This window comes from Nocardiopsis xinjiangensis YIM 90004 (assembly GCF_000341145.1).
Taxonomy (GTDB): Bacteria; Actinomycetota; Actinomycetes; order Streptosporangiales; family Streptosporangiaceae; genus Nocardiopsis; species Nocardiopsis xinjiangensis.
On record NZ_ANBE01000003.1, the window covers coordinates 308,196 to 329,461 of the forward strand.

The following is a 21,266-nucleotide window of genomic DNA, read 5'->3' on the forward strand; positions in this document are numbered from 1 at the left end:
ACTCACATCACCGCAGCCAATCGCTGTTCCACCGACCGCACTGAAGCCGTCAACAGCGGTGAGGATCGCGAGATGGACCGGTGCACCAAGTCTTCGGGGGCGTAGCGCTCCAAGATCTCGGACAACCGCCGTTCCACCGGCAGGTGCGTTCCGTCGGGACCCGTGGTCATGTCCGAGTAGGTGAGCGCGTCCAACAACTCATCAGATGGAGCTGCGAACTCGTTCTTCAGCTCGGCCACCAGCCCGCGTTCCTCAGCTTCGACTACTGCGCACGAGTGGTAGGCGACCAGAGAGACGAGGGATTCATCGGCCCCTTGGACCGCCCGCAGGTAATGAGCCCCGTCGAGCGGATGGAAACCCGTGGTCGCCAGGTTCGGGGAGTATCCGATGTCGTGCAGCCAGGCGGAGGACTCCACGAGGTCAGCGTCATCACCGAGCATCGGGCGCAGGGACCGCGCCTGTTCGGCTACCCCCTGGGAGTGCGCCCAGCGACGGGGAAGCGGTCCTTCGAGCAGTTCGCGCGCGAGCTCCCGCGCCCAGTGAACATGTCCCACATGTGCCAGGCTAACGCGCGCCGTTTCCGCCCTCGGTGACGAACCTCCCCTTACCGTGCACGGCGATCACGAGCCCGGTCCCCTCAAGCTCGGAGAGGGCTTGTCGAGCGGTGCCCCGCGATACTCCGTACTGACGCACCAATGCCGCCTCACTCGGAAGGGCGGCACCGGGAGCCAAGTCGCCATCGGTGATCTGCTCGCGGAGCTCGGAGGCGATGCGCCGGTACTGGGACGGAGGGGACTCGTGCACGTCCGTTCGTTCTTCAGGGGCACAGACCACACGCCCCGTCCCCGGTAGAGCTTTGAGCAGGCGCTCCGCCTCCAGCTCGGCCAGAGCCCGGCGCACCGTGGTCCGGGAGACACCGAACTCCTGCCCCAGAGCCGATTCAGAAGGTAGAGCATCGCCGGGGGCAGGGGCGCCGGCATAGATGCGAGAGCGCAGAGCGTCCGCGATCTGGTGGTAGGTCCCCCACGGGGTACGCGGGTTCAAGCGGGTCCCTCCGGGTTCGGGTCGGTGGAGCTCCGTGAGTCACTCACGGACCTAGGACAAGTATGGGCCGCAAGCCCTACAGGTGATGTCCACAGCGCGTGCTCACTCTTCAGGGCAGGTGTCCTTGGCACACGAAGCGTTGAACCGCTTTTCAGTGAGCCGTTCGTTGACCAGGGCCGGGTGACCGATCCCAGCGGGAGGACATTCGAGCTGACGCACGAAGACGTCGATGTTCTCCTCGATCAGTGTGGGGGCGTGCGTGATCCTGTGGCTGGTTGCGGTCGCGATCCACAGGCGTCCGATACGCCGGATCGACCACTGCTGACCGAAGTTGCGACGCATCAGGTACAGCAGCGTCTTGGACACAGCATCGGGGTTCATGCCGGGACCGCCACCCTTCGCGAGAGCTGAAGGAGGAGTTCGAGACCGAGTTGGGAACGGTCACGGGTCACCGGACGCGGCCTCTGTTGCGTGACGTAGGGGCGCACCACAGGAACGAGCGGCTCGATCTCGCGTGCGGGTGGTGCAGGGGTGAAGGGCAGGGTCTTCGAAGACGCTCGGGCCGCCGGCCGCCGGGGTGGCGGCACAGGTGCCCGCAGGGATTGGAGGAGGTTTCGCATGCTTTCCCGCTTGGGTCGAGGGAGGCCCCAGCAGTTCGGAGCCTTCTTACAAGCGGAAACGATGCTCTGTGTGAGTGGACGTGTGTACCACGTATTGGACAACTTGGGGGACGTCTAGGGACGTCTTTGGTATCGTCGGGTTCCCGCACCCCCGGAGGGCACCGACGTGAACGCAGCACTGCGCAAGGCACTGGCCGCGTCCCGACTCACCGAGACCGACGTCGCCGCGCACATCGGCGTTGATCCCAAGACGGTCCGCCGCTGGCTGTCCGGCACACGCCCCTATCCCCGCCATAGGTGGGCCGTTGCCGATCTTCTACAGGTCGAGGAAGAGGCTCTTTGGCCGGAGAAGAGTCACCAGAGCAGAACGAACTCCCCGGCGCCCGAGCACACCCCACGTGTCTACGCCCACCGCTGGCAAGTGCCACGGGAAGTGTGGTGGAACCTGTTCAACTCAGCGGACCAAGAGATCGGCATCCTGGCTTACAGCGCCCTGTTCCTTGCCGACGACATGGGAATACTAGAACTCCTGACGTCCCAAGCAAGGAAGGGAGTAAGTGTTCGCATTATCCTCGGAGATCCTGAATCACACCCCGTAGAAAAAAGGGGAAGAGACGAAGGAATTGGGGAAATCCTACCCGCGAGGGCAAGAAACTCACTATTTCTGTTTCGTGAGTTCATGACTTCAAATAGGGTAGACGTTCGAACTCACTCTACTGCACTCTATTGCTCAATTTTCTTGACGGAGAAAACGATCCTGGCTAATCAGCACATCTACGGCCTGCCAGCAGCGAGAGCTCCTGTACTCGAAATCGAACGAGAGCCACTTTCAGAATTGAGTAAAATATACACCTCCAGCTTCGAGAAGGTTTGGAGCGACTCCAGGACACTAAACTGAACCTCTGTCGGACTCACTCTCGACCGAGGGACCTAGAAAAATTTTCCCATCAGAAATCCGATCGTGGCGCTCGCCATCGCCCAGAATGCACTCGCCTGCCAGTTTTTGAAGAGTTTTTCTCGGAGCAGATTCGACCTCCCTTTTCGATGATTAATGATGGCATTTCCTTTAATCCTCATCTTAGACAAGGCGAACATCAGAACTGGCATGTACAGAAAAGCGACGATCAGCCCAAGGAGCTCGCCTTCCACCAGAATCTCACGCGTTATCGGAATCCCAAGGAGCCCAAACAGGGCAATCAGGGGGCCCACAAGAAACCGTGCGGAAAACAGATAGACAGGAACCAATGTGCAGGATCCGAGTATGATCAAGGTGAACGTCCTGAGGTTATCCTCTCTTCTTTGGGATATTTCGAGAACTTTATCAGCCACTCCGGTCATAACAATGTCATCATCTTTTCTGAGCTCAATAACCTTTCCTGCTTCACGGCTTATGTCAACTACTACAGATGACCCCTCATACGAGGCTTCGTATCTGATTGATCGAAATTTTTGAGAGGTGATCTCTGGATTGTCAAAATCATCCATTTCATCTATCTCGTATTCATCACCATTGATCGAAACAACAACCGCCACTCCCCCATCATTACTCTTTCGATTCAAGGTTGAAAAAATTTCCTTTAGGTCTTCCTTGTAGAATATGGACCCTGGAAGAGGAAGTTCTCTTGCAGTGGGCCCCTTGTTGACTTTCAGGGACAAGGATCCTCCTACATTTCGCCAAATTGCCGAATTGGGCTGTATTGGATCAAGGCGACGGCGCAACCGCCGTCGCAGCGGCCTTTGGCCGCTGCTCGGGCTGCGGGCTGACGCCCGGTCCCGAGCTGCTGCCAAAGGAACCACATGCCATCTTGGAGCCGGTCGCTTACAAATCGCTACTACTCCAACGAAATTGGCTGATGACGTGCGAAGATCCCGAGTCACCCGGCAGCGGGCTACAACTGTCTTGGGTGGCTGACTCCAGCGCTACCGGGCACCTCGGACCAAAATCGTGGCGGGCGAGACCTAGTGAACCAGGGTCCAAAGCTAGGGTCTTGAGAATGTCGCCTCAACTGTCAGTCCGGACCGGTAACCCCACAGATGCAGACCAGCTCGTACCGCTCTTTGCAGCTCTGTCGCACCCCGCGACAGCCACGCAAGTTCGGAACCGCCTTGAACGGCTCGCTGGTGACCCCACCTATGAGCTCTGGGTCATCGAAGCTACAACCGGAGGGCTGATCGGCTTCGCTGCGGGTCATCTGCTGTTTCCCGTGGAGGAGGACGCCCCAGCCGCGCAACTCATCGCTCTGGTCAGTGCCGAGGAAGCACGAGGGCAAGGCGTCGGCACCGCTCTGTGCACCATGTTCGAGCAGTGGGCCATAGCGAAGGGGGCAGTCCGGGCTCAACTGAACTCCGGAGCCAAGCGAACTGAGGCGCATGCGTTCTACACACGTCGCGATTACACCGCATCAGGAACACGGTTCACAAAATCTCTGTAGTCACGAATGGACCAGGTGTAGCCAACCCCTGCTCACCGAGTGAGGGTGACTTCCAAGCCGCAGATTCCGTGCCACACACGTGCCACACGGGACGGTCAGCATCGGGGAACCACAGGGAGTCGCGGGGAGACGGGCGGCATCAGCGCAGGTAAGCGAAGTGGGAGGCCACCCGTCAGAGGCGTTCTCGGCTTCCCAAGCTGATAACGCGGGTTCGATCCCCGTCATCCGCTCCAGACACGCAAGAGGCCAGGTCGTTCGACCTGGCCTTTCGTCGTTCCGGGGCCGGCCACCGCACGCACCGACGTCCCGATATGTGGCCGGCACGGAACGCGGGCGCCCCGAGACCCGGGGCCGGGCCACGGATGGTGGCCACCGTGGCCCGGCCGAGGAACACGTGGCTCACCCGGTACCGGGAAGACCCGTGAGTCTCACTCGAGGACGTGACTTCCTAGCGGGTGAAGTCGTCCGGGCCACGGGCAGGACCGTGGTAGAACTCGCGCTCGGGCTCGTTCTCGGGCACGGACGGGTAGGTCGGGCGGTCCTCCGCCGGCACGCTGCGCTGACCGATGGGGAGACCGTAGGCCTCCATCGTCCCGGCGACTCTGTTGCGCAGGTCAGGGAGCATCCCGTAGAGCACGTCACCGGGGCATGCGGTGGCGTTGAAGTCCCGGTGGCCCACGATCGCGCTCTGCGGGTTCAGCCCGTAGGCCCCGCACAGCCACGCCAGGGTCTCCACCAGGGAGTCGGTCAGGGCCTGAGTCGGGCTCGCGGAAGTGTAGAGGCCCTCGTTCTCGATGCCGATGGCATTGCTGTTGTAGTTGGCCACATGGGCGCCCACGACGTGCTGACCCGCCGAGATGGCTTCACCCGTGCGGTCACGGCCCTCCATGACGTGGCCACCGCGGCTGATGGTCAACTGCTGGCCGGTGTCGATCCAGCCGTTGGTGTCCATGTGGAAGTTCTGGATCGACTGGGACAGGCGCAGGGCATGGTCGAGTGAGTAGTCGGTGCTGTTGGGCGTCGCGGTGTGGTGGACCACGATGTAGGTCGGCGCCGAAGCCAGCACCTGGATGGGGCTGCTCGGCGGACGCGCGTTCCATGCGCCCCGCCAGTACAGATACGGCTGGGCCGCCCGGACCGCCGAGCTCGTGCCGGATGTTTCGGCAAAGGCGCTCGTGGCGCCCATGGCGGTGAAGCCTCCGCCCAGGGCGATGGCACCCGAGGCGAGGGCCGCTCCGCGCAGGATGCTGCGCCTGTCGGGCCCCGGTTGGGGGATGTTGACCATGGGGGATTCCCTCTCGGTTCGATGGGACACTTGCCCATTCATGAAAAGGCATGGGGCATATGACACACAAAGGGTCGTATCGATATTTCCATGACCGCTTCCGGCCAGGGAAGGAAGACTTCACCCCGTAGGCAGACGGATCTTGATGCTGTAGGGACGCCAGAAAGAAAGAAGAAAACAGTTCTGACCGGACCCGCGGCCCTCCCGGAACACCGAACCGACCCATCACCCTGCTGCGCAGGCAGGACAGTGGACCGAACGAGGAGACCGAAAACGAGAAGAGCCTCCACAGAGCCGCTCTCGACCCACTGTAGGCACCTCCAGGTGAACAGAAAGCACCGACACGGAGGATGGGGCGGAATCGAAAAACAACTCTTCGGCGCACCCGGACCGCAACAGGACAGAGGCCACCCTTCTCGAATGACGAGAAGATGCCGACTCGTTCAGTACGCGCTTTATCGGGCTGCAGTTCCTTTTTCGACCCGGTTCCCGATTCGCCCGGAGACGCTCTCATGGCCGGACAGATCCGGGTTACGGCCGAGGGAGCTCACACGAGCCACCACGGCCCCACGAGGACTCCCGAGACCTGTCCGACCTGGTGTGTTTCAACCGGTCGGGTGCTGTGCAGAGGCCCGGTGAGCCCGCTCGGGTGACCGCGGAAGTCCACTCCCGCCGACCCACCCGAGCCCCCGAGGGACCGGCGGATGCCCCTCACGGGGCGGCCCGGTTTCGGGGGAAGCCGGGCCGAGTCCCTCACGGGGGGCGGTCCGGCTTCTGGAGGGGAGAGCCGGTCCGCCCCGACCCCCTCTCCACACGAAGCCGCGGACCGTGTTTCGTGCTCACCCCGCAGGGGCAGCGCAAGGTGACACCGCTGCTGCACGGGGGCGCACATGAGCACGGTCGGAACAGCACGAACACGCGCGCGGAACGCTGCGGACACCGGCTCTTCCGCTCACCGGCACGAGAACGGAGAGGGGTCGGCCCCGGCGACGCGGGCACTCCTGAGGGAGATCGAGAACGGGGGCCTCGATCTTCCGCTTCCAGGGAGCGGTGACACCTGGCTCAGGTGGCAGACCCTGGTCCGGCTGGGGGCCGAGGACCTGTCCTTGGCACGGTTGGCCGAGGGGCACGTCGATGCGCTGGCCGTCCTGGCCGAGCTCGAAGGTTCCCGGCCTGCCCGGAACACGGTCTGGGGCGTCTGGGCCGCGCACCCGCCCGGGTACCGGTTGCGGGCCCAGCCGCTCGACACGGGATGGGTCCTCGAGGGCAGCAAGCCCTTCTGTTCGGGGGCCCGTACCTGTACCCGGGCCCTGGTCACTGCCGAGCCCGACTCGGGCGAACGCCTCCTGTTCGCGATCGAGAACGAGCACACCGTCGCCGATCCCGACACCTGGGCGGCCGAAGGCATGTCGGACAGCGAGACCTTCACCCTGGACTTCAGGAACGTCCGTGCGGTCCCGGTCGGTGCACCGAACGCGTACACGGACCGTCCCGGTTTCCACCACGGCGGCGCGGGCGTGGCGGCCTGTTGGTACGGGGGAGCCCTCGCGGTGGCCGAACCCTTGGCGGCGAAGGCGCGCCGGCATGGTCCCGACCCGCACACACTGGCCCATTTCGGCGCGGTCGTCCGCGATCTGCGCTGCGCCGAGGACGTGCTGCGCCGGGCGGCACGGGAGATCGACGAGGACCCGGACGACAGCAAGGGCGGGGCCGCCGAACGCGCCCTCCTGGTCCGCTCTGCGGTGGGCGCGGCCTGCACCTCGGTGCTGGAGCACTGCGCCGAGGCCCTGGGCGCAGAGCCCCTCGCCTCCGACCCGGCCTACACCCGCGCCGCACAGGACCTGTCCGTTTACATCCGCCAACACCACGGGACCCGCGATCTCGCGCGCCTCGGTGCGTTGGCCGCACACGACCACGGGAGGGACCGGGCATGAAACCACCCCATCCGATCGATGGTCCGGGAACGGACGAGAGCCGGTGGCTGGATTGGGGGCGCGCGGCCCACCTCCCCCGGCTGGACCTCGACGGTGTGCGCTCCGTGGCGGTCGTGGCTCCGCACCCGGACGACGAGGTCCTCGGCTTCGGCGGTGCCCTCACGATGCTGGCGGAGCGCGGCGTCCACGTGCGTGTGATCGCCGTGACCGACGGCGAGGGCTCACATCCGCGCAGCCCCACGACCTCGCCCGAGGAACTCGCGCAGCGGCGCGTGGAGGAAAGGTCCGCGGCCCTGGCCGAACTCGGGGTGCCCGACACCGACGTGATCCGCCTGGGTGTGCCCGACGGTGAGGCCGGCGGCGCCGAGGCCGAGGTCTCCCTGCGGTTGAGCGGGCTCCTGTCGGGGTTCGACCTGTGCGTGAGCTCGTGGGAGGGAGACCTGCACCCGGACCACATGGCAGCCGGTACCGCCGCGGTCGATGCCGCACGCGCCTGCGGTGTGCAGCTGCTTCAGTATCCGGTGTGGATGTGGCACTGGGCCGAGCCCGGTGCCGCGGCGGTTCCGTGGAACCGGGCCCGCCGCGTGGAACTGTCGGATCGGGCCGTCTCCCGGAAGGCGGCCGCGATCGCGTGTTTCACCACGCAGATCGCGCCGTTGAGCGATCTGCGTGGTGACGAGGCCGTACTGGGCCCGGAGATGGTCGAGCACTTCGAGCGCGGTGAAGAGGTGGTGTTCGGGTGAGTGCGGATCCCGACCTCTTCACCAGGATGTACGAGCGTTCGCCCGACCCGTGGCACTTCCGGTCCCGCTGGTACGAGCGCCGCAAACGCGCTCTCACCCTGGCCGCGCTGCCCGAGGAGCGGTACGGTTCGGCCTTCGAGCCCGGGTGCTCGATCGGTCTGCTCACCCGGGACCTGGCCGATCGGTGTTCCCGGCTCCTGGCCATGGACTCCGCGCCCGGGGCGGTCGCGCAGGCGCGGCGTGAACTGTCCGGGGTCGGCCACGTGCGGGTGGTCCGGGGACGGGTGCCCGAGAGCTGGCCCGAGGGCTCCTTCGACCTGGTGGTGCTTTCCGAGGTGCTCTACTACTTCGGCGACACCGACCTGCAGGGAGTCCTGGACCGAACCCTGGCCTCCTCGCGGCGGGGAGCGACGGTGATCGCCGTGCACTGGCGGCATGCGGCCGACGAGCACGTCCGCACCGGCGACGACGTGCACCGGATCCTGGACGAGGCCCCGTGGCTGGCGCGCACCTGCCGCCACGTCGAGGACGACTTCGTCCTGGAGACCTTCGCTGTCGAGCAGCCGGGGGCCGCGCGCGGGGAGGGCCCGTGATCCGGAGGGTCGCGGTGATCGTCCCCGCCCATGACGAGAGTGCGTGTGTGGTGTCCTGCCTGTCGGCGGTGCACCGGGCTCTGGAACACGCCCCCGTGCCGCCGGAGCACTGCCACGTGGTGGTCGTGGCCGACGGTTGCCGGGACGGTACGGCGCCGGCGGCCCGTTCCATGGCGGCACACGTGGTCGAAGTGCCCCACCTCGGTGTGGGGGCGGCCCGGGCCGTGGGCGCGCGGCGTGCACTGGAGCTGGCGGGCGGGGCCCCGGCCGGCTCGGTCTGGTTGGCCTCGACCGACGCCGACACCCTCGTGCCCGCTCAGTGGATCTCCGATCAGCTCGTGCACGCGGACGCAGGACACGACGCCGTGGCCGGGTCCGTGGAGGTGGCCGATTGGTCGCTGCGGTCCGAAGGGCTGGACGTACGGTTCGGGCGGCGTTTCCCCGTGGCGGACGGGCACGGCCACGTGCACGGCGCCAACCTCGGGGTCCGGGGTTCCGCGTACGTCGATGCCGGCGGCTTCCCCGGGATCGGGTCGGGTGAGGACCACGCCTTGGTGGAGCGCCTCACCCGGCTGGGTCTTTCCGTGCTCAGTCCCGCAGATCTGCCCGTGCGGACCTCCGCCCGGCGTTCGTTCCGGGCCCCGGACGGTTTCGGCCGGTTGCTCGACGACCTGGAGCGGGGAGCGGTGTGAGCGACCCGGCCGGTCGGTGTCCCGGCTCCGGTCAGTCGGTGTCCCGGCCCGTGAGCACGTGGAGGGCGTGCGCCCGGTGGTCGGCGAACAGGCGGAGCGCGACGTCGGTGTCGCGCGTGCGCAGGGCGTCGACGAGGTCGCGGTGCTCACCGGGCACGGTCTCGAGGTATCCCTCGACGCTGACGCCGATGCGGCTGACGAGGAACAGGTGCACCTGGGAGCGGATCGTGTGCCAGGCCTCCTGTAGACGGCGGTGGCCGGTGGCGGCGTAGACGGCGTCGTGGAAGGCGATGTCGAGGGCGACGAGTTCGTGGGCGTCCTCGGCCCGGCGCATGCGGTCGGCGGCGCGGGCGAGGGTGTCGAGGTCCTCGCCGGAGGCACGTTCGGCGGCGAGCCGCACAGCGAGTTGTTCGAGGGTCCCGCGCAGGCTGTCGATCTCGGCGACGTCCTCGGCGGAGAGTTCGACGACGACGGCGCCGCGGTGCCATCCACTGCGCAGCAGCCCTTCGCCCTCCAAGCACATGAGGGCCTCGCGGACCGGACCGCGGCTGACCTCGAGCGCGGACGACAATTCGGTCTCGCGCAGTCGGCTGCCCGGCGGGTAGGTGCCGTCGAAGATCGCCGCGCGGACCCTGTCGGCGACCTCGTCGGCGAGTCCCCTGCGGCGGGCCGGGCCGACCTTGCCGGGCGCTCTGTTCTCTGGTGCCACTCTTGTCGAACCTCCTCGGAACACTCTAATGTCAACATTCAGACATTGAGGCCGACCGTCCTCGATCCTCCACAGGAAGGTACTGCTGACATGACCGTTCTGGACTCGCCCATTCCCCGCTTCCACCTGGCGGTTCCCGTCGACGACCTCGCGGCCGCCCGGCGCTTCTACGGCGAGGTGCTCGGCCTCTCCCAGGGACGAAGCTCCGACACCTGGGTGGACTGGAACCTGGAGGGCCACCAGTTCGTGACCCATCTGGCGCCCGAGGGGCAACGCCGCATCCACAACCCGGTGGACGGCCACGACGTGCCCGTCCCGCACTTCGGGCTCATCCTGACCGTCGCGAAGTTCCAGGAACTCGCCGAACGCCTGCGCGCCGCGGACACCGAGTTCGTCATCGAGCCCTACGTGCGGTTCGAGGGCGATCCGGGTGAGCAGTGGACGATGTTCCTGCTCGACCCGGCCGGCAACGCGATGGAGTTCAAAGCCTTCGCCGACGACTCCCGGATCTTCGCGGTCTGAATCCGGTACGCAACGAAGAACGGCCGCCCGTGGTGCGCACGGGCGGCCGTTCTGGTCCGGCGGTCTACGAGGAGGTGAAGAGCGCAGCGGCGTCGACGGCCGTCTGCGCGACGCCGTACGCCAGGGCGACGAGCACGACCGCCCAGAGCACCATGGCGGCGATCTTCGTCCGGACCTTGGTCTCAGCCTCGGTCATACCTCGACCTCCTTCCTCGTCGCGTCCTGGCGGTACACCGACGCCGGCAGCGGGCGGATCAGGGTGTTCGCGAGGAACCCGACCGCCATCACCCCGACCATGACGTAGAGCGAGAGCTCGTAGAGGGCGGGACCGTCGCGGCCGGCGGAGAGTTGGATGTCGGCGATGACGTTGACGATCATCGGCCCGGCGACGCCCGCCAGCGACCAGGCGGTGAGCAGGCGCCCGTGGATGGCGCCGACGTTGCGGGTGCCGAACAGGTCCTTGAGGTAGGCGGGCGCGGTCGAGAAGCCGCCACCGTAGAAGGACAGGATCACGCCGGTCAGGGCCACGAACAGCACCACCGAGCTCGTTCCGGCGACCGCGATGAGCAGGTACAGCAACCCTCCGAGGCCCAGGTAGCCGATGTAGGTGCGTTTGCGGCCGATGGCGTCCGAGGCCGAGGACCACACGAGGCGGCCCAGCATGTTGCACAGCGAAAGGAACCCGACGTACCCGGCCGCCTCGGCGGGGCCGACGTCGCCGAAGAACTCCTGCACCATCGGCGAAGCCTGTTCGAGGATCGCGATGCCGGCGGTGACGTTGCAGAAGAGCACGGTCCACATCAGCCAGAACTGCCGGGTGGTGAAGGCGGTCTCCACGGTGACGCCGTCGACGGCAGGTGTCCCGTCGGCCTGGGGCTCCGCGGCCCTCATGCCCTGCGGGGTCCAGCCCTCCGGGGGCACGCGCACGGTGAAGGCGCCCATCATCATGACGGCGAAGTACCCCGCGCCCAGGACCAGGAAGGTGGGTGCGATGGCGTCGGCGGGGGTCTCCCCCAGGCGCTCCAGCAGTGCCGAGGAGAGCGGTGAGGCGATGAGGGCACCGCCGCCGAAGCCCATGATCGCGATGCCGGTGGCCATGCCGGGACGGTCGGGGAACCACTTGATGAGGGTGGAGACCGGGGAGATGTAGCCGATCCCCAGACCCAGGCCGCCCAGGAACCCGTACCCGAGGTACAGGAGCCAGAGCTGGCCGGTGGCCACGCCCAGGGCGCCGACGAGGAACCCGGCGCTCCAGAAGATCCCGGAGAAGAACATCGCCTTGCGCGGGCCGTTGCGCTCCACCCATTTGCCGCCGAAGGCGGCCGACAGGCCCAGCATGACGATGGAGATGCTGAAGATGACCCCGATCGCCGTCAGCGAGGTCTCGAAGCGTTCCACCAGGGGGTTACGGAAGACGCTGAAGGCGTACACCTGGCCGATGGACAGATGCACGGCCAGCGCCGCTGGTGGAATGAACCACCGGTTGTAGTCGGCCGGAGCGACACTTCGCTCGCGGTCAAGAAGGGAGAGCATCAACCACGCTCGTTCACCGTTGTATGCGTCCATGGACAGGAGCGGAAGGGGATTGCGGGGATCATGTGGAAGGGGAGGCTGGGGGTTCCACTGGGGCGGAAGCGTTCAGGGCGAACTGACGATAAGCGGGTGGGTTTCTCGATGTCAACAGAGGTTTTCATTCTCCGGAACACGGTATGCGGTGGTCGTCAGACCTCGTCCCGGGGCCGCCGCGCCGGTCGGACTTCGATCCCGGGTCGTGTCGGCCATCCGGGGTCCGGCTACACCCTCCGGAACCCGGTCGCCCCACCCGGGCCCGTGGATGTGGGAGGAGCCCGGTGGACCGGTTCAGGTGGGGTGGTGTTCGTCGGAGCGTCGAGCGTAGCCCGACCCCGACGAACCACCGAACCCAGGCACCACAAGAAACCCCCACAACCCCAGCCCCAGGCGCCACTTCTGGCACAACAAGCAACCCCGCCCCGGCGAACTCCGCCAGCCCCCGGACCCACCATCAACGATCTAGAGTTGGTGGAGGACGTGCCCCCTGCGCCGGGAGAACCGCATGAGCACGAGGACCCGTATCGCAGTGGCTGTGGCGGCGGCGTCGGCCGTCGTGGTGGCGGCCGCATTCTTCGTCCTGGGTGAGGGCCCCGACGGCGGCCGAGGCATCGTCGACAACACCTCGGGGGCGGGCGGGAACGGCCCCGGGGTCCGGATGGAGACGATCGTCGGCGACCTGGGGCAAGCCTGGGGGACGGCGTTCCTCCCCGACTCCGGCGATCTCCTGGTAACCCAGGTCACCGGTTCCTTGTCGCTGGTGGACACCGAGAACGGTGGGACCACGGAGGTCGACGGGACCCCCGAGGTCACCGCCGAGGGGCAGGGCGGCCTGCTCGACGTCGCGGTCGACCCGGAGTACCCCGAGCAACCGTGGATCTACCTGACCTACTCCGCCGAGGACGGCGAGGGCACCACCAGCACCCACGTGGGCCGTGGGCAGTTCGACGCCGACGAGGGCACGCTGCAGGACTTCGAGGAGCTCTTCACCGGGGAACCGGGCACGAGCACCGAGCACTTCGGTTCGGTCTTGGCCTTCGACGCCGACGACAAGCTCGTCGCGACCTTCGGCGACCGGGGCAGCAAGGAGTTCGACGACCACCCGTCACAGGACACCTCGAACACGCTCGGCACCACGGTGCGCCTGGAACGCGACGGCTCGGTGCCCGGGGACAACCCGTTCGTGGACGACGACGGGGTCGCCGACGAGATCTTCACCCACGGCCACCGCAACGCGCAGGGCATCGCCGTGCAGCCCGGCACCGACCGGATTTGGCTGAGCGAGCACGGTGAGCAGGAGGGCGACTCGCTGCGCACGATCGAGGGCGGCCAGAACCACGGCTGGCCGGTCGCGCACACCGGCTGCGAGTACGGGACCGACGTCCCCGTGGGCGACGACCCGTTCGAGCGCGAGGACGTGGAGGCCCCGGTGCACCACTGGGAGTGCGGCTCGGACGGGTTCCCGCCGGCCGGTATGGCCTTCTACGAGGGCGAGGAGTTCCCGGCCTGGGACGGCGATCTGCTGGTGGCGGGCCTGGGGCAGCAGTACCTGGCCCGGTTCTCCGTCGACGGCACCGGGGTCGAGGAGGCCGAGGAGCTTCTGACCGACGAAGGGCTGAGAGTGCGCGACGTGGCTGTGGGACCGCACGACGGCGCGGTGTACGTGGCCTTCGACGACGAGGGCGCCCCGCTCGTGAAGCTGACCGCCGACGAGTGACCGCGGAGCGCTCCCGGGACCGGCGCGGTCCCGGGTGGACCCGGCCGGGCGGGACGGGGCCCGGTTCAGCCGGCGACCGGCTCCTCGTGCGGGATCACCAGCGGGGTACCGGTGCGCGGGTCGGGCACGACGTCGCAGGCCAGACCGAAGACCTCACGGACGAGGTCACTGGTGACGACCTCGTGCGGGGTGCCGTCGGCCACCACCCGGCCCCCGTCCATCATGACCAGGCGTGTGGCGAAGCGGGCGGCCTGGGCGAGGTCGTGCAGCACGGCGACGACGGTGCGCCCACGCCGGTGCAGCCGCGCGAAGAGCTGCAAGAGGTCGTACTGGTGGGCGATGTCGAGGTAGGTGGTGGGCTCGTCCAGCAGCAGGACACCGGTGTCCTGGGCGAGCACCATCGCCACCCACGCGCGCTGGCGCTGCCCGCCGGAGAGGGAGGCCAGCGGCACCTCGGCCAGGTCGGCGGTGGCGGTGAGCTCGAGCGCCTCGGCGATGGCCCGCTCGTCCTCGGGGCTCCACTGGCGCAGCAGCGTGTGGTGGGCGAACCGGCCCCGTTCGACCAGGGAACGCACAGTGACCCCCTCGGGCACCACGGGGCTCTGCGGCAACAGGGCGAGCTCGCGGGCGACCGCCTTGGTGCGGCGGGTGCGCATGTCGCGGCCGTGCAGCAGCACCTGCCCGGACATGGGACGGTTCACCCGCCCCAAAGCCTTGAGCAGGGTCGACTTGCCGCACCCGTTGGGGCCGACGATGACGGTGAACTCGCCTGGGTCGATCTCGAGGTCGACCTCGTGCACGACCGGGTCGGCACCGTAGCCCAGCGTCAGCGACCGGGCGGCCAGTACGGCGTTGGAGGGGGCGCTCAAAGGGTTCCCTTTCGCCATTCGCGGATGAGCAGGTGGCCCAGGTAGAGACCGCCCAGGGCCATGGTGACGATGCCTACGGGCAGCCCTTCGCCGAGAGGAACCTGTTGGACGACCAGGTCCGCGCACACGACCAGGAGGGCACCGACGGCAGCGGACAGGACCAGGCTGGGGCCGCCGGCACCGGCCATGCGCCGGGCGATCTGCGGGGCGGTCAGAGCGACGAACGAGATCGGTCCGGCCACACTCACGGCAGCGGCCGAGAGCAGGACCGACATGAGGATCGCGACCGTACGGGTGGCCTTGGCGGGCACTCCGAGGGTCTGGGAGATCTCGTCGCCCATCTCGCCGAGACGGACCGGCCCGGCCAGGTACAGCAGGACCGGCAGGGAGAGCAGCAGCGCGCCCCAGATGATGCCCGCGTGTTCCCAGTCTCGGGCGGTGAGGCTTCCGTTGAGGTAGGTGGCCAGGGACGTCGCCTCGTCGCGGGCGATGACGGCGACGACGAAGTGGGTGAAGGCCTGGGCCATGGCGGCCACACCGATACCGGCCACGATGAGTCGGCCCGGGTGGCGCAGCCCCGTCCCGGTGGAGAGGGCGACCAGCCCGATGGCCAGGCCCGCACCGAGGAGCGCGCCGACGGGGACGGGCACGGTCCCCGGCACGAGGAGGGCTGCCACGGCCGCGCCGGCGCCCGCACCGGCGCCGAGGCCGATGACGTCGGGGCTGCCCAAGGGGTTGCGGGTCACGGCCTGGAAGAGGGCACCGGCGATACCGAGCGCGGCGCCCACCCCGGCCCCCACCAGGAGGCGGGGGCCGCGCAGCCGGGAGAGCACAAAACGGTCGGTGGCCTCTCCCCCGCCGCTCAGGACACTCGGGAGCTGCGCGATGGAGATACCGAGGTTGCCGACGGTGAGGGTGGCGGCGGAGGCCATGAGCACGGCGGCCGCGATCAGGAGCCAGACGATCAGGGAACGGCGCCGGACCGGAAGCGCCAGGGCACGGCCCAGGCGCAGGACGAGCACCCCCGGCGGCGGCCCGTACTCGGGTTCCGGCGCGGGCGGTGCCTGCTGTGCGCGGGAGGCAAAAGTGGTCTGGTGGCTCACGCGGCACTCCTCATCCGGCGAATGGCGTAGAGCAGCACGGGCGCCCCGACGAACGCGGTGACCACACCGACCATGAGTTCGGTCGGACGGAGCAGTGTGCGGCCCACGACGTCGGAGACCAGCAACAGCGTGGGTCCGACCAGGAGCGCGAAGGGCACCTGGAGCCGGAAGTCCACGCCGACCATGGCGCGCACGACGTGGGGCACCGCGAGCCCGACGAAGGCGATGGGGCCGACGGCGGCGGTCGCGCCGGCCGCGAGCAGGGTCGCGGCGACCAGTCCGCCGCCTTGGACCCATCCCGTGGACACCCCGAGGGAGACGGCGGCGTCCCGGCCCAGCGCCATGGCGTTGAGCCCGCCCATGACGCACAGGGCGAGCACGAGCCCGGCGCCGACGACGGGCAGCGCGGCCCAGAGGACGTCGAAGCTGCGTCCGGCCAGGGAACCCACGACCCAGTAGCGGTAGCTGTCGAAGGAGTCGGGCAGGCTGAGCGCGAGGGCCTGCACATAGGCGGTCAGGACCGCGGAGATGACCGCGCCGGCCAGGATCAGGCGCACCATGCCGCCGTCGCCGCCGCGGGTACCCACGATGTAGGCGGCCGCGCCGGCCAGCACCGCGCCGGGCAGGGCCGCCCATACGGTGCCGGTGACGGAGGTGGGGCCGGCCACGGCGGTCACCGTGACGACGGCCGCGGCGGCGCCGGCGTTCACGCCGAGCAGGCCCGGGTCGGCGAGGGGGTTGCGGGTGATGCCCTGCATGAGGGTGCCCGCCAGGGCCAGGGCGGCGCCGGCCATGAGGCCCAGGACGGTGCGGGGGTAGCGCGATTCGACGACCGTGGTGGTGAATTCCTCGCCCGCGCCGGTGAACGCGTCGATGACGTCTGCGGGTGCGGTGATGCGGCTGCCCATGGCCAGGCTGAGCACGGCCGCGCCGGCCAGGGCGGTTGCGGCCAGGCCGAACATGAGAGCGACACGGACCCCGCCGGGGCGTGCGCGCCGGTCGGGGCCCGTGGCAGCGGTCGTCTGTGTCGCCATCGTGGGTTCTCGGTCAGCCTTCGGCGTTCTCGAGGGCCTCGTCGATCATGGGCACGTAGCGTTCGGTGACCCAGGGGACGGTGAGCGGGTTGATGAGCGAGGAGGCGGTGACGAAGGCGTTGTCCTCGCTGGAGACCACCGCGTCGTTCTCCACGGCGGGGATGGCACCGTAGAGCTCCTGGCCCTGGATCTCCTCGCGGTCGGCCTCGTCGCTGTAGAAGGTGAAGACGAGGTCGCTGTCAGAGAGCTGGTCGGCGTTCTCCAGGCCGATGAGCGCGGAGTCGGTCCCTTCAGTCTCGGGGAATTCCTCGACGACCGGGTCGACGGTCAGCCCCATGCCGCGGACCATCGCCACCCGCTGTTCGTCGGGGAGGAAGACGCCGAGCGTGCCGGGGCCGTCGGTGTAGATGTAGGAGAACGTGACGTCCTCGAACTGGGGGTTGTCCTCGGCGGTCTCGGCGAGTGTGCTCTCGATGTCCTCGATGAGGCCGGCGGCCTCGTCGGGCTGTCCGAGCGCCTGGCCGATGAGCTCGATCTGCTGGTCCCAGTCGGTGCTCCACGGCAGGTCGGGGTAGGCGACCGTGGGCGCGATGTCCTCCAGGATGTCGTAGTCCTCCTGGGTGATGCCGGACCACGGGGCGAGGATGACGTCGGGTTCGAGTTCGATGATGGCTTCGAAGTCGATGTCCTCGCCGCCCCGGAACTGCTCGGGCAGTTCCTCCTCCTCTTCGGTGACGGCCTCGTGGATCCAGGGCAGGTAGCCGGTCTCGTCACTGCCCCACTCGTACTCCTCGACACCCACGGGGACGTTGCCCAGCGCGATGGAGGTCTCGGCGGAGCCCTGGCCGAGGGTGACCACACGTTCGGGTGTGTCGGGGATCTCAGCGGTTCCGAGTGCGCTCTCGATGGTGACGGGGAACCCTTCACCCGAGGCCCTCTCCCCGCTGCCGCCGCCGCTCCCGTCGTCCCCGCAGGAGGTCAGAGCCACGGTCACGACCGTAGCGGCTACGCTGGCGCCGAGGCTTCTGAGAGCGATGTGCATGGATCGGCCTGTTCTTCCTGCGAGAAGGGGAGAGTGCGGCTTCCGCCGCGACGGAAGTTCCCTACGGCGGAAGCAAACGAAGATTAGCCTAACCTAACCCCCCTGCCGGATTCAACGCCCCCCCCCCCCCCCCCCCCCCCCCCCCCCCCCCCCCCCCCCCCCCCCCGCCGCGACCCACCCCGCTCCACCCCCACCGAACCGCCCCGCCCGGGCGGTTTTTTGTGCGCCGAATCACCCCTTCTTCCTGCGCCCGAGTATGGCGAAAACTTTCTCCACACAGGCATGAACAGGAAAATAAATAACTTTCCCGAAAGCAACATAAGAAGCATTGTCACCGCCAAGCCAGGGCGAATTGCACATCACAAAAACCGCAAGTCAATGCTTGAATGATCCTAAGGAACAAACGACCTTTTGCACCCGCGAAAAAACAACCCACTCACCACATAACAACCCCTCTCAAGTGCGAAAATGACGCCTGTTTCAGGATTCACGAAAGACCAGACAGGGCACAAAGTGCTTTTTGATGTCGGGTGAGTCTTGTAGCCTCAATTTCCTCGGCCACTTTTTCTGTTGCTGCCTCCGGGAGGCCGCGGACGCCCGCGCACTCGCACCCCGGACATTTCTTGGCAGAGGCCGATTCTCAGATCCGGCTCTTCGAGAGTGGAGCGTGTCCTTGAAACCCGACACCCCAGAGACCCACGCCCGGAACACCGACACCCGGGCCGCCGCCAGGCGCGCCCAGGCCGCCCTGTCGGCCTACTTCTTCATCACCGGAGCGCTGCTGCCCGTCTGGGCCTCCCGTATCCCCGCCGTCACGGCACAGAGCGGGGTGGGGCCCGACTCCCTCGGCATCGCGCTGTTCAGCCTGGGGGTGGCGGCCACGATCACCGCCCGCTCCGGGGGCGCGGTGATCGACCGGATCGGCCCCCGGCGCGCCATCGTGCCCGTGGCCGCCGCGGCCTCGGCGGCACTGCTGCTGCCCGGCACCGCCACCGGGGCCGTCCACCTGACCATCGCCCTGGTCGTACTGGGAACCTGCCAGTCGTTCCTGAACGTCTGCGTCAACACACAGGCCGCTCACCTGCAGAGCTTCCAGAGGCGGTCGATGTTGTCGACCTTCCACGCCTTCGTGTCCATCGGCGGCTGCGCCGGAGCGCTCACGGGCGTGGCCTCGACCCGCCTGGGCCTGGACCCGCTCACCACGTTCCAAGCGGCCGGCCTGGCCCTGGTGGCCGTCGCCCTGGGCGCGGCACGCACCCTCCTGCGCACCATGCCGCAGGAGGCGGCCGCACGCCCCCGACCGAGTACCGAACGTCCCCGGTTCCGCCCGAACACCTCACCCATGGTGCTACTGCTGGGCTGCCTCGCACTCACCGGCGTGTTGGCCGAGAGCTCCGTCCAGGACTGGAGCGCCCTCTTCGCCCAGGAGTGGGTGGGAGCGAGCGAGACCATGGCGGCCACCGTGTTCGCGGCGTTCACGGTAGCCATGGCGTGCGGCCGCCTCATGGGCGACAGGCTGACCCTGCTGCTGGGCCGGACGCTCCTGGTACGCGCGGGTGCGGCCACGGCCTTCGCCGGGTTCGTTCTGGCCCTCTCGGTCCCGTTCGCCCCCGCCTCCCTGGCGGGGTTCTCCCTGGTGGGCCTGGGACTGTCGTGTCTGGTCCCGCAGATCCTCAACGCCGCGGCCGACATCGACCCGCAACGCGTGGGCAGCAACATGGGCACCGTCGCATCGATGGGCTACATCGGACCTCTGGTGGGGTCCCCGATCATCGGGGCCGTGGCCGCCCACACCGGTGTGGGCGTCGGCCTCATGCTCCCGGCCGGCCTGATGATCGTGGTCCTGCTCGGCGCCGGTCTGCTCAACACCAACGGCCGCCACCGGGTCCGTGTGTGATGCCGGGCCTCGGGTGTGCGCTCACTGGCGGGCGGCCGAGAGCACCACGTCCACGAGCCGGTCGGCCGCGTCGGGACGCCCGTGCTCACGCGCGCGCTCGGCCATCCGAGTGCGCCGGACCGGGTCGGCCAGCAGTGGTTCGGCGGCCTGCCGCAACGTGTCCGGGCCCACCTCCGACACCAGCGCGGCCGCCGCACCCGAACCCTGCAGGTGCTCGGCGTTGTGGCGCTGCTCGTCCCCGGCCGAGGTCGCCAGCGGGACGAGCACCGATGCCTTGCCCAGCGCGGTCAGTTCGGCGATCGTGCCCGCGCCGCTGCGCGAGACCACCACGTCGGCGAGAGCGAGGACGTCCGGCAGCTCGGGGCCCACGAAGTCGGTGAGGTGATACCGCTCCGCCAGCCCCTGCGGGAGCTCGCGCGCCGCCTCGCGCAGCGGCTCCAGGTGGGAGGCCCCGCACTGGTGGACGACGTTGGCGCGCGCCAGCAACCACGGCAGCAGTGCGCCCACGGTGTCGTTGATCTGCTTCGACCCCTGGGCGCCGCCGGTCACGTAGACGGTGGGCCGGCCCGGGTCGTGGCCGGTGAAGCCGAGGGCCTGCACGGCGCGGTCCGAACGGCCCTCGAAGATCTCCGGGCGCACCGGGTTGCCGGTCACCACCGCGTAGTCGCGTGCGCCGTCCGGGAGCAGCTCGACCGTGGACTCGGCGGAGACCGCCACACGCGCGGCCGTGCGGGCCAGGACCTTGTTGGCCAGGCCCAGCCGCACCGTCTGTTCGTGCACGACCAGTGGGCGGCGGGCGAACTTGGCTGCCAGGCCGACCGGAACGGCCACGTATCCGCCGGTCGCCAGGACGACGTCCGGGGCGAAGTCGGAGATGAGCGAGCAGGCCTGCGCCGCGCCCCTGGGCACGTTGGTCATGTCCCTGACGTTGGCCGGCGAGATCATCTTCAGCGGGTTACCGGCCCGCCGGAGCTTGCCGGTGGCCACCGCCTCGAACGGGATCCCGTTCGAGGCCGCCACCCGCGACTCCAGGCTGTCCTCGGCACCCACCCACTTCACGTCCAGGGAGAAGCCTCCCTGGGCGAGGCGTGCGCGCAGGGCGTTCACGGTCGTCAGGGCCGGGTAGGTGTGCCCTCCGGTCCCGCCCCCGGTCACGATCAGGCGGATGTCCTGGGTGGCGAGAAGGCCGTTGTCGCTGTTCACCGAGACCCCCCGTAGAACGTCCCGGCCTCAAGGCCGGGAAGGGATTCAAGATGTGGCTTACTCATGTCGCCTTCCTACAAGACTCGGGCGGGTACGGACGGTACACGGGGCCCGGTGGGCGGCCCCGTCCGGGGAAGCGCGCAGGCCCCACGGCCGCAACGTTCGCCGGAAGAGCCGGAGCGATCCGGCGCGAGGTCTCGGTGGGGGAGTCCGAGCCCGCCCGTCGCGGTCCCAATGAACCGTAACCGCACCCCGCCG

22 protein-coding genes are annotated in these 21,266 nt (G+C 68.3%); 9 read left to right on the plus strand and 13 right to left on the minus strand.

All coding sequences use genetic code 11. From position 1 onward, the window contains the following. Positions 1-2 precede the first annotated feature (2 nt). From D473_RS0101925 to D473_RS0101935, 3 genes are all read right to left on the minus strand, one after another. A complete protein-coding gene (locus D473_RS0101925) occupies positions 3-440 on the minus strand; it encodes a hypothetical protein (RefSeq protein ID WP_017607407.1) in 438 nt (145 codons plus the stop codon). Between the two features lie 124 nt (positions 441-564). Continuing rightward, positions 565-1,044 (minus strand): GntR family transcriptional regulator, encoded by a 480-nt coding sequence (locus D473_RS0101930; protein WP_026126513.1) that lies wholly within the window; start codon positions 1,042-1,044, stop codon positions 565-567. A 102-nt stretch (positions 1,045-1,146) separates the two neighbouring features. Continuing rightward, positions 1,147-1,425 carry a hypothetical protein gene (locus D473_RS0101935; RefSeq protein ID WP_017607409.1) on the minus strand — a complete coding sequence of 93 codons (279 nt, stop codon included), beginning with the start codon at positions 1,423-1,425 and terminating at the stop codon, positions 1,147-1,149. A gap of 405 nt (positions 1,426-1,830) precedes the next feature. Between D473_RS0101935 and D473_RS26230 the strand changes: the two genes are divergently transcribed. Then, positions 1,831-2,562 carry an XRE family transcriptional regulator gene (locus D473_RS26230; RefSeq protein WP_241474685.1) on the plus strand — a complete coding sequence of 244 codons (732 nt, stop codon included), beginning with the start codon at positions 1,831-1,833 and terminating at the stop codon, positions 2,560-2,562. A gap of 32 nt (positions 2,563-2,594) precedes the next feature. Here the strand turns inward: D473_RS26230 and D473_RS27025 are convergent, their stop codons facing one another. Continuing rightward, positions 2,595-3,320, minus strand: coding sequence for a hypothetical protein (locus D473_RS27025; protein WP_152436731.1), 726 nt, complete (start codon positions 3,318-3,320; stop codon positions 2,595-2,597). Positions 3,321-3,658: 338 nt separating this feature from the next. On the opposite strand from D473_RS27025, the gene D473_RS26235 reads away from it, so the two are divergent. Further along, positions 3,659-4,096, plus strand: coding sequence for a GNAT family N-acetyltransferase (locus D473_RS26235; protein ID WP_083917885.1), 438 nt, complete (start codon positions 3,659-3,661; stop codon positions 4,094-4,096). A 448-nt stretch (positions 4,097-4,544) separates the two neighbouring features. On the opposite strand, the gene D473_RS0101940 is transcribed toward D473_RS26235, so the two are convergent. After that, entirely contained in the window at positions 4,545-5,381 is an 837-nt protein-coding gene (locus D473_RS0101940; RefSeq protein WP_017607411.1) for a peptidoglycan recognition protein family protein, read from the minus strand. Between the two features lie 890 nt (positions 5,382-6,271). Here D473_RS0101940 and D473_RS0101945 point away from each other — a divergent pair. Genes D473_RS0101945 through D473_RS0101960 form a run of 4 tightly spaced genes read left to right on the plus strand, consistent with a single transcriptional unit; the run spans position 6,272 to position 9,343 of the window. After that, the gene (locus D473_RS0101945) at positions 6,272-7,315 is read left to right on the plus strand and encodes an acyl-CoA dehydrogenase family protein (protein ID WP_017607412.1); all 1,044 of its coding nucleotides are present in this window, start codon (positions 6,272-6,274) and stop codon (positions 7,313-7,315) included. Next, the gene (locus tag D473_RS0101950; protein WP_017607413.1) at positions 7,312-8,058 is read left to right on the plus strand and encodes a PIG-L deacetylase family protein; all 747 of its coding nucleotides are present in this window, start codon (positions 7,312-7,314) and stop codon (positions 8,056-8,058) included. Before D473_RS0101945 ends, D473_RS0101950 begins: the two co-directional genes overlap by 4 nt. Then, complete coding sequence (locus D473_RS0101955) at positions 8,055-8,651, plus strand: class I SAM-dependent DNA methyltransferase (RefSeq protein WP_017607414.1); 597 nt, start codon at positions 8,055-8,057, stop codon at positions 8,649-8,651. Before D473_RS0101950 ends, D473_RS0101955 begins: the two co-directional genes overlap by 4 nt. Continuing rightward, positions 8,648-9,343, plus strand: a complete 696-nt coding sequence (locus D473_RS0101960) for a glycosyltransferase (RefSeq protein ID WP_017607415.1) — start codon at positions 8,648-8,650, stop codon at positions 9,341-9,343. The genes D473_RS0101955 and D473_RS0101960 overlap by 4 nt, the downstream gene beginning before the upstream one ends. A 31-nt stretch (positions 9,344-9,374) precedes the next feature. On the opposite strand, the gene D473_RS0101965 is transcribed toward D473_RS0101960, so the two are convergent. Beyond that, the gene (locus tag D473_RS0101965) at positions 9,375-10,052 is read right to left on the minus strand and encodes a GntR family transcriptional regulator (protein WP_017607416.1); all 678 of its coding nucleotides are present in this window, start codon (positions 10,050-10,052) and stop codon (positions 9,375-9,377) included. Positions 10,053-10,142: 90 nt separating this feature from the next. On the opposite strand from D473_RS0101965, the gene D473_RS0101970 reads away from it, so the two are divergent. Continuing rightward, complete coding sequence (locus tag D473_RS0101970; RefSeq protein ID WP_017607417.1) at positions 10,143-10,574, plus strand: VOC family protein; 432 nt, start codon at positions 10,143-10,145, stop codon at positions 10,572-10,574. A gap of 64 nt (positions 10,575-10,638) precedes the next feature. Here D473_RS0101970 and D473_RS28325 read toward each other — a convergent pair whose 3' ends face one another. Both D473_RS28325 and D473_RS0101980 read right to left on the minus strand, forming a co-directional pair. Then, the gene (locus D473_RS28325) at positions 10,639-10,770 is read right to left on the minus strand and encodes an MFS transporter small subunit (RefSeq protein WP_017607418.1); all 132 of its coding nucleotides are present in this window, start codon (positions 10,768-10,770) and stop codon (positions 10,639-10,641) included. Beyond that, positions 10,767-12,107 carry an L-lactate MFS transporter gene (locus tag D473_RS0101980; RefSeq protein WP_017607419.1) on the minus strand — a complete coding sequence of 447 codons (1,341 nt, stop codon included), beginning with the start codon at positions 12,105-12,107 and terminating at the stop codon, positions 10,767-10,769. The genes D473_RS28325 and D473_RS0101980 overlap by 4 nt, the downstream gene beginning before the upstream one ends. A 541-nt stretch (positions 12,108-12,648) precedes the next feature. Between D473_RS0101980 and D473_RS0101985 the strand changes: the two genes are divergently transcribed. Next, on the plus strand, positions 12,649-13,860 hold the full coding sequence (locus D473_RS0101985) for a PQQ-dependent sugar dehydrogenase (RefSeq protein ID WP_017607420.1): 1,212 nt from the start codon (positions 12,649-12,651) through the stop codon (positions 13,858-13,860). A gap of 65 nt (positions 13,861-13,925) precedes the next feature. Here the strand turns inward: D473_RS0101985 and D473_RS0101990 are convergent, their stop codons facing one another. The 4 genes from D473_RS0101990 to D473_RS0102005 are packed head-to-tail and all read right to left on the minus strand — an operon-like array spanning position 13,926 to position 17,908. After that, on the minus strand, positions 13,926-14,747 hold the full coding sequence (locus D473_RS0101990) for an ABC transporter ATP-binding protein (protein ID WP_193373237.1): 822 nt from the start codon (positions 14,745-14,747) through the stop codon (positions 13,926-13,928). Continuing rightward, complete coding sequence (locus D473_RS0101995; RefSeq protein WP_017607422.1) at positions 14,726-15,832, minus strand: FecCD family ABC transporter permease; 1,107 nt, start codon at positions 15,830-15,832, stop codon at positions 14,726-14,728. The genes D473_RS0101990 and D473_RS0101995 overlap by 22 nt, the downstream gene beginning before the upstream one ends. After that, on the minus strand, positions 15,829-16,866 hold the full coding sequence (locus D473_RS0102000) for a FecCD family ABC transporter permease (protein ID WP_017607423.1): 1,038 nt from the start codon (positions 16,864-16,866) through the stop codon (positions 15,829-15,831). Before D473_RS0102000 ends, D473_RS0101995 begins: the two co-directional genes overlap by 4 nt. A 13-nt stretch (positions 16,867-16,879) precedes the next feature. Further along, complete coding sequence (locus tag D473_RS0102005) at positions 16,880-17,908, minus strand: iron-siderophore ABC transporter substrate-binding protein (RefSeq protein ID WP_017607424.1); 1,029 nt, start codon at positions 17,906-17,908, stop codon at positions 16,880-16,882. A gap of 667 nt (positions 17,909-18,575) precedes the next feature. Between D473_RS0102005 and D473_RS0102010 the strand changes: the two genes are divergently transcribed. Further along, positions 18,576-19,805, plus strand: a complete 1,230-nt coding sequence (locus D473_RS0102010) for an MFS transporter (protein WP_017607425.1) — start codon at positions 18,576-18,578, stop codon at positions 19,803-19,805. 21 nt (positions 19,806-19,826) lie between these two features. On the opposite strand, the gene D473_RS0102015 is transcribed toward D473_RS0102010, so the two are convergent. Further along, positions 19,827-21,008 (minus strand): UDP-N-acetylglucosamine--N-acetylmuramyl-(pentapeptide) pyrophosphoryl-undecaprenol N-acetylglucosamine transferase, encoded by a 1,182-nt coding sequence (locus tag D473_RS0102015; RefSeq protein WP_017607426.1) that lies wholly within the window; start codon positions 21,006-21,008, stop codon positions 19,827-19,829. Positions 21,009-21,266 lie beyond the last annotated feature (258 nt).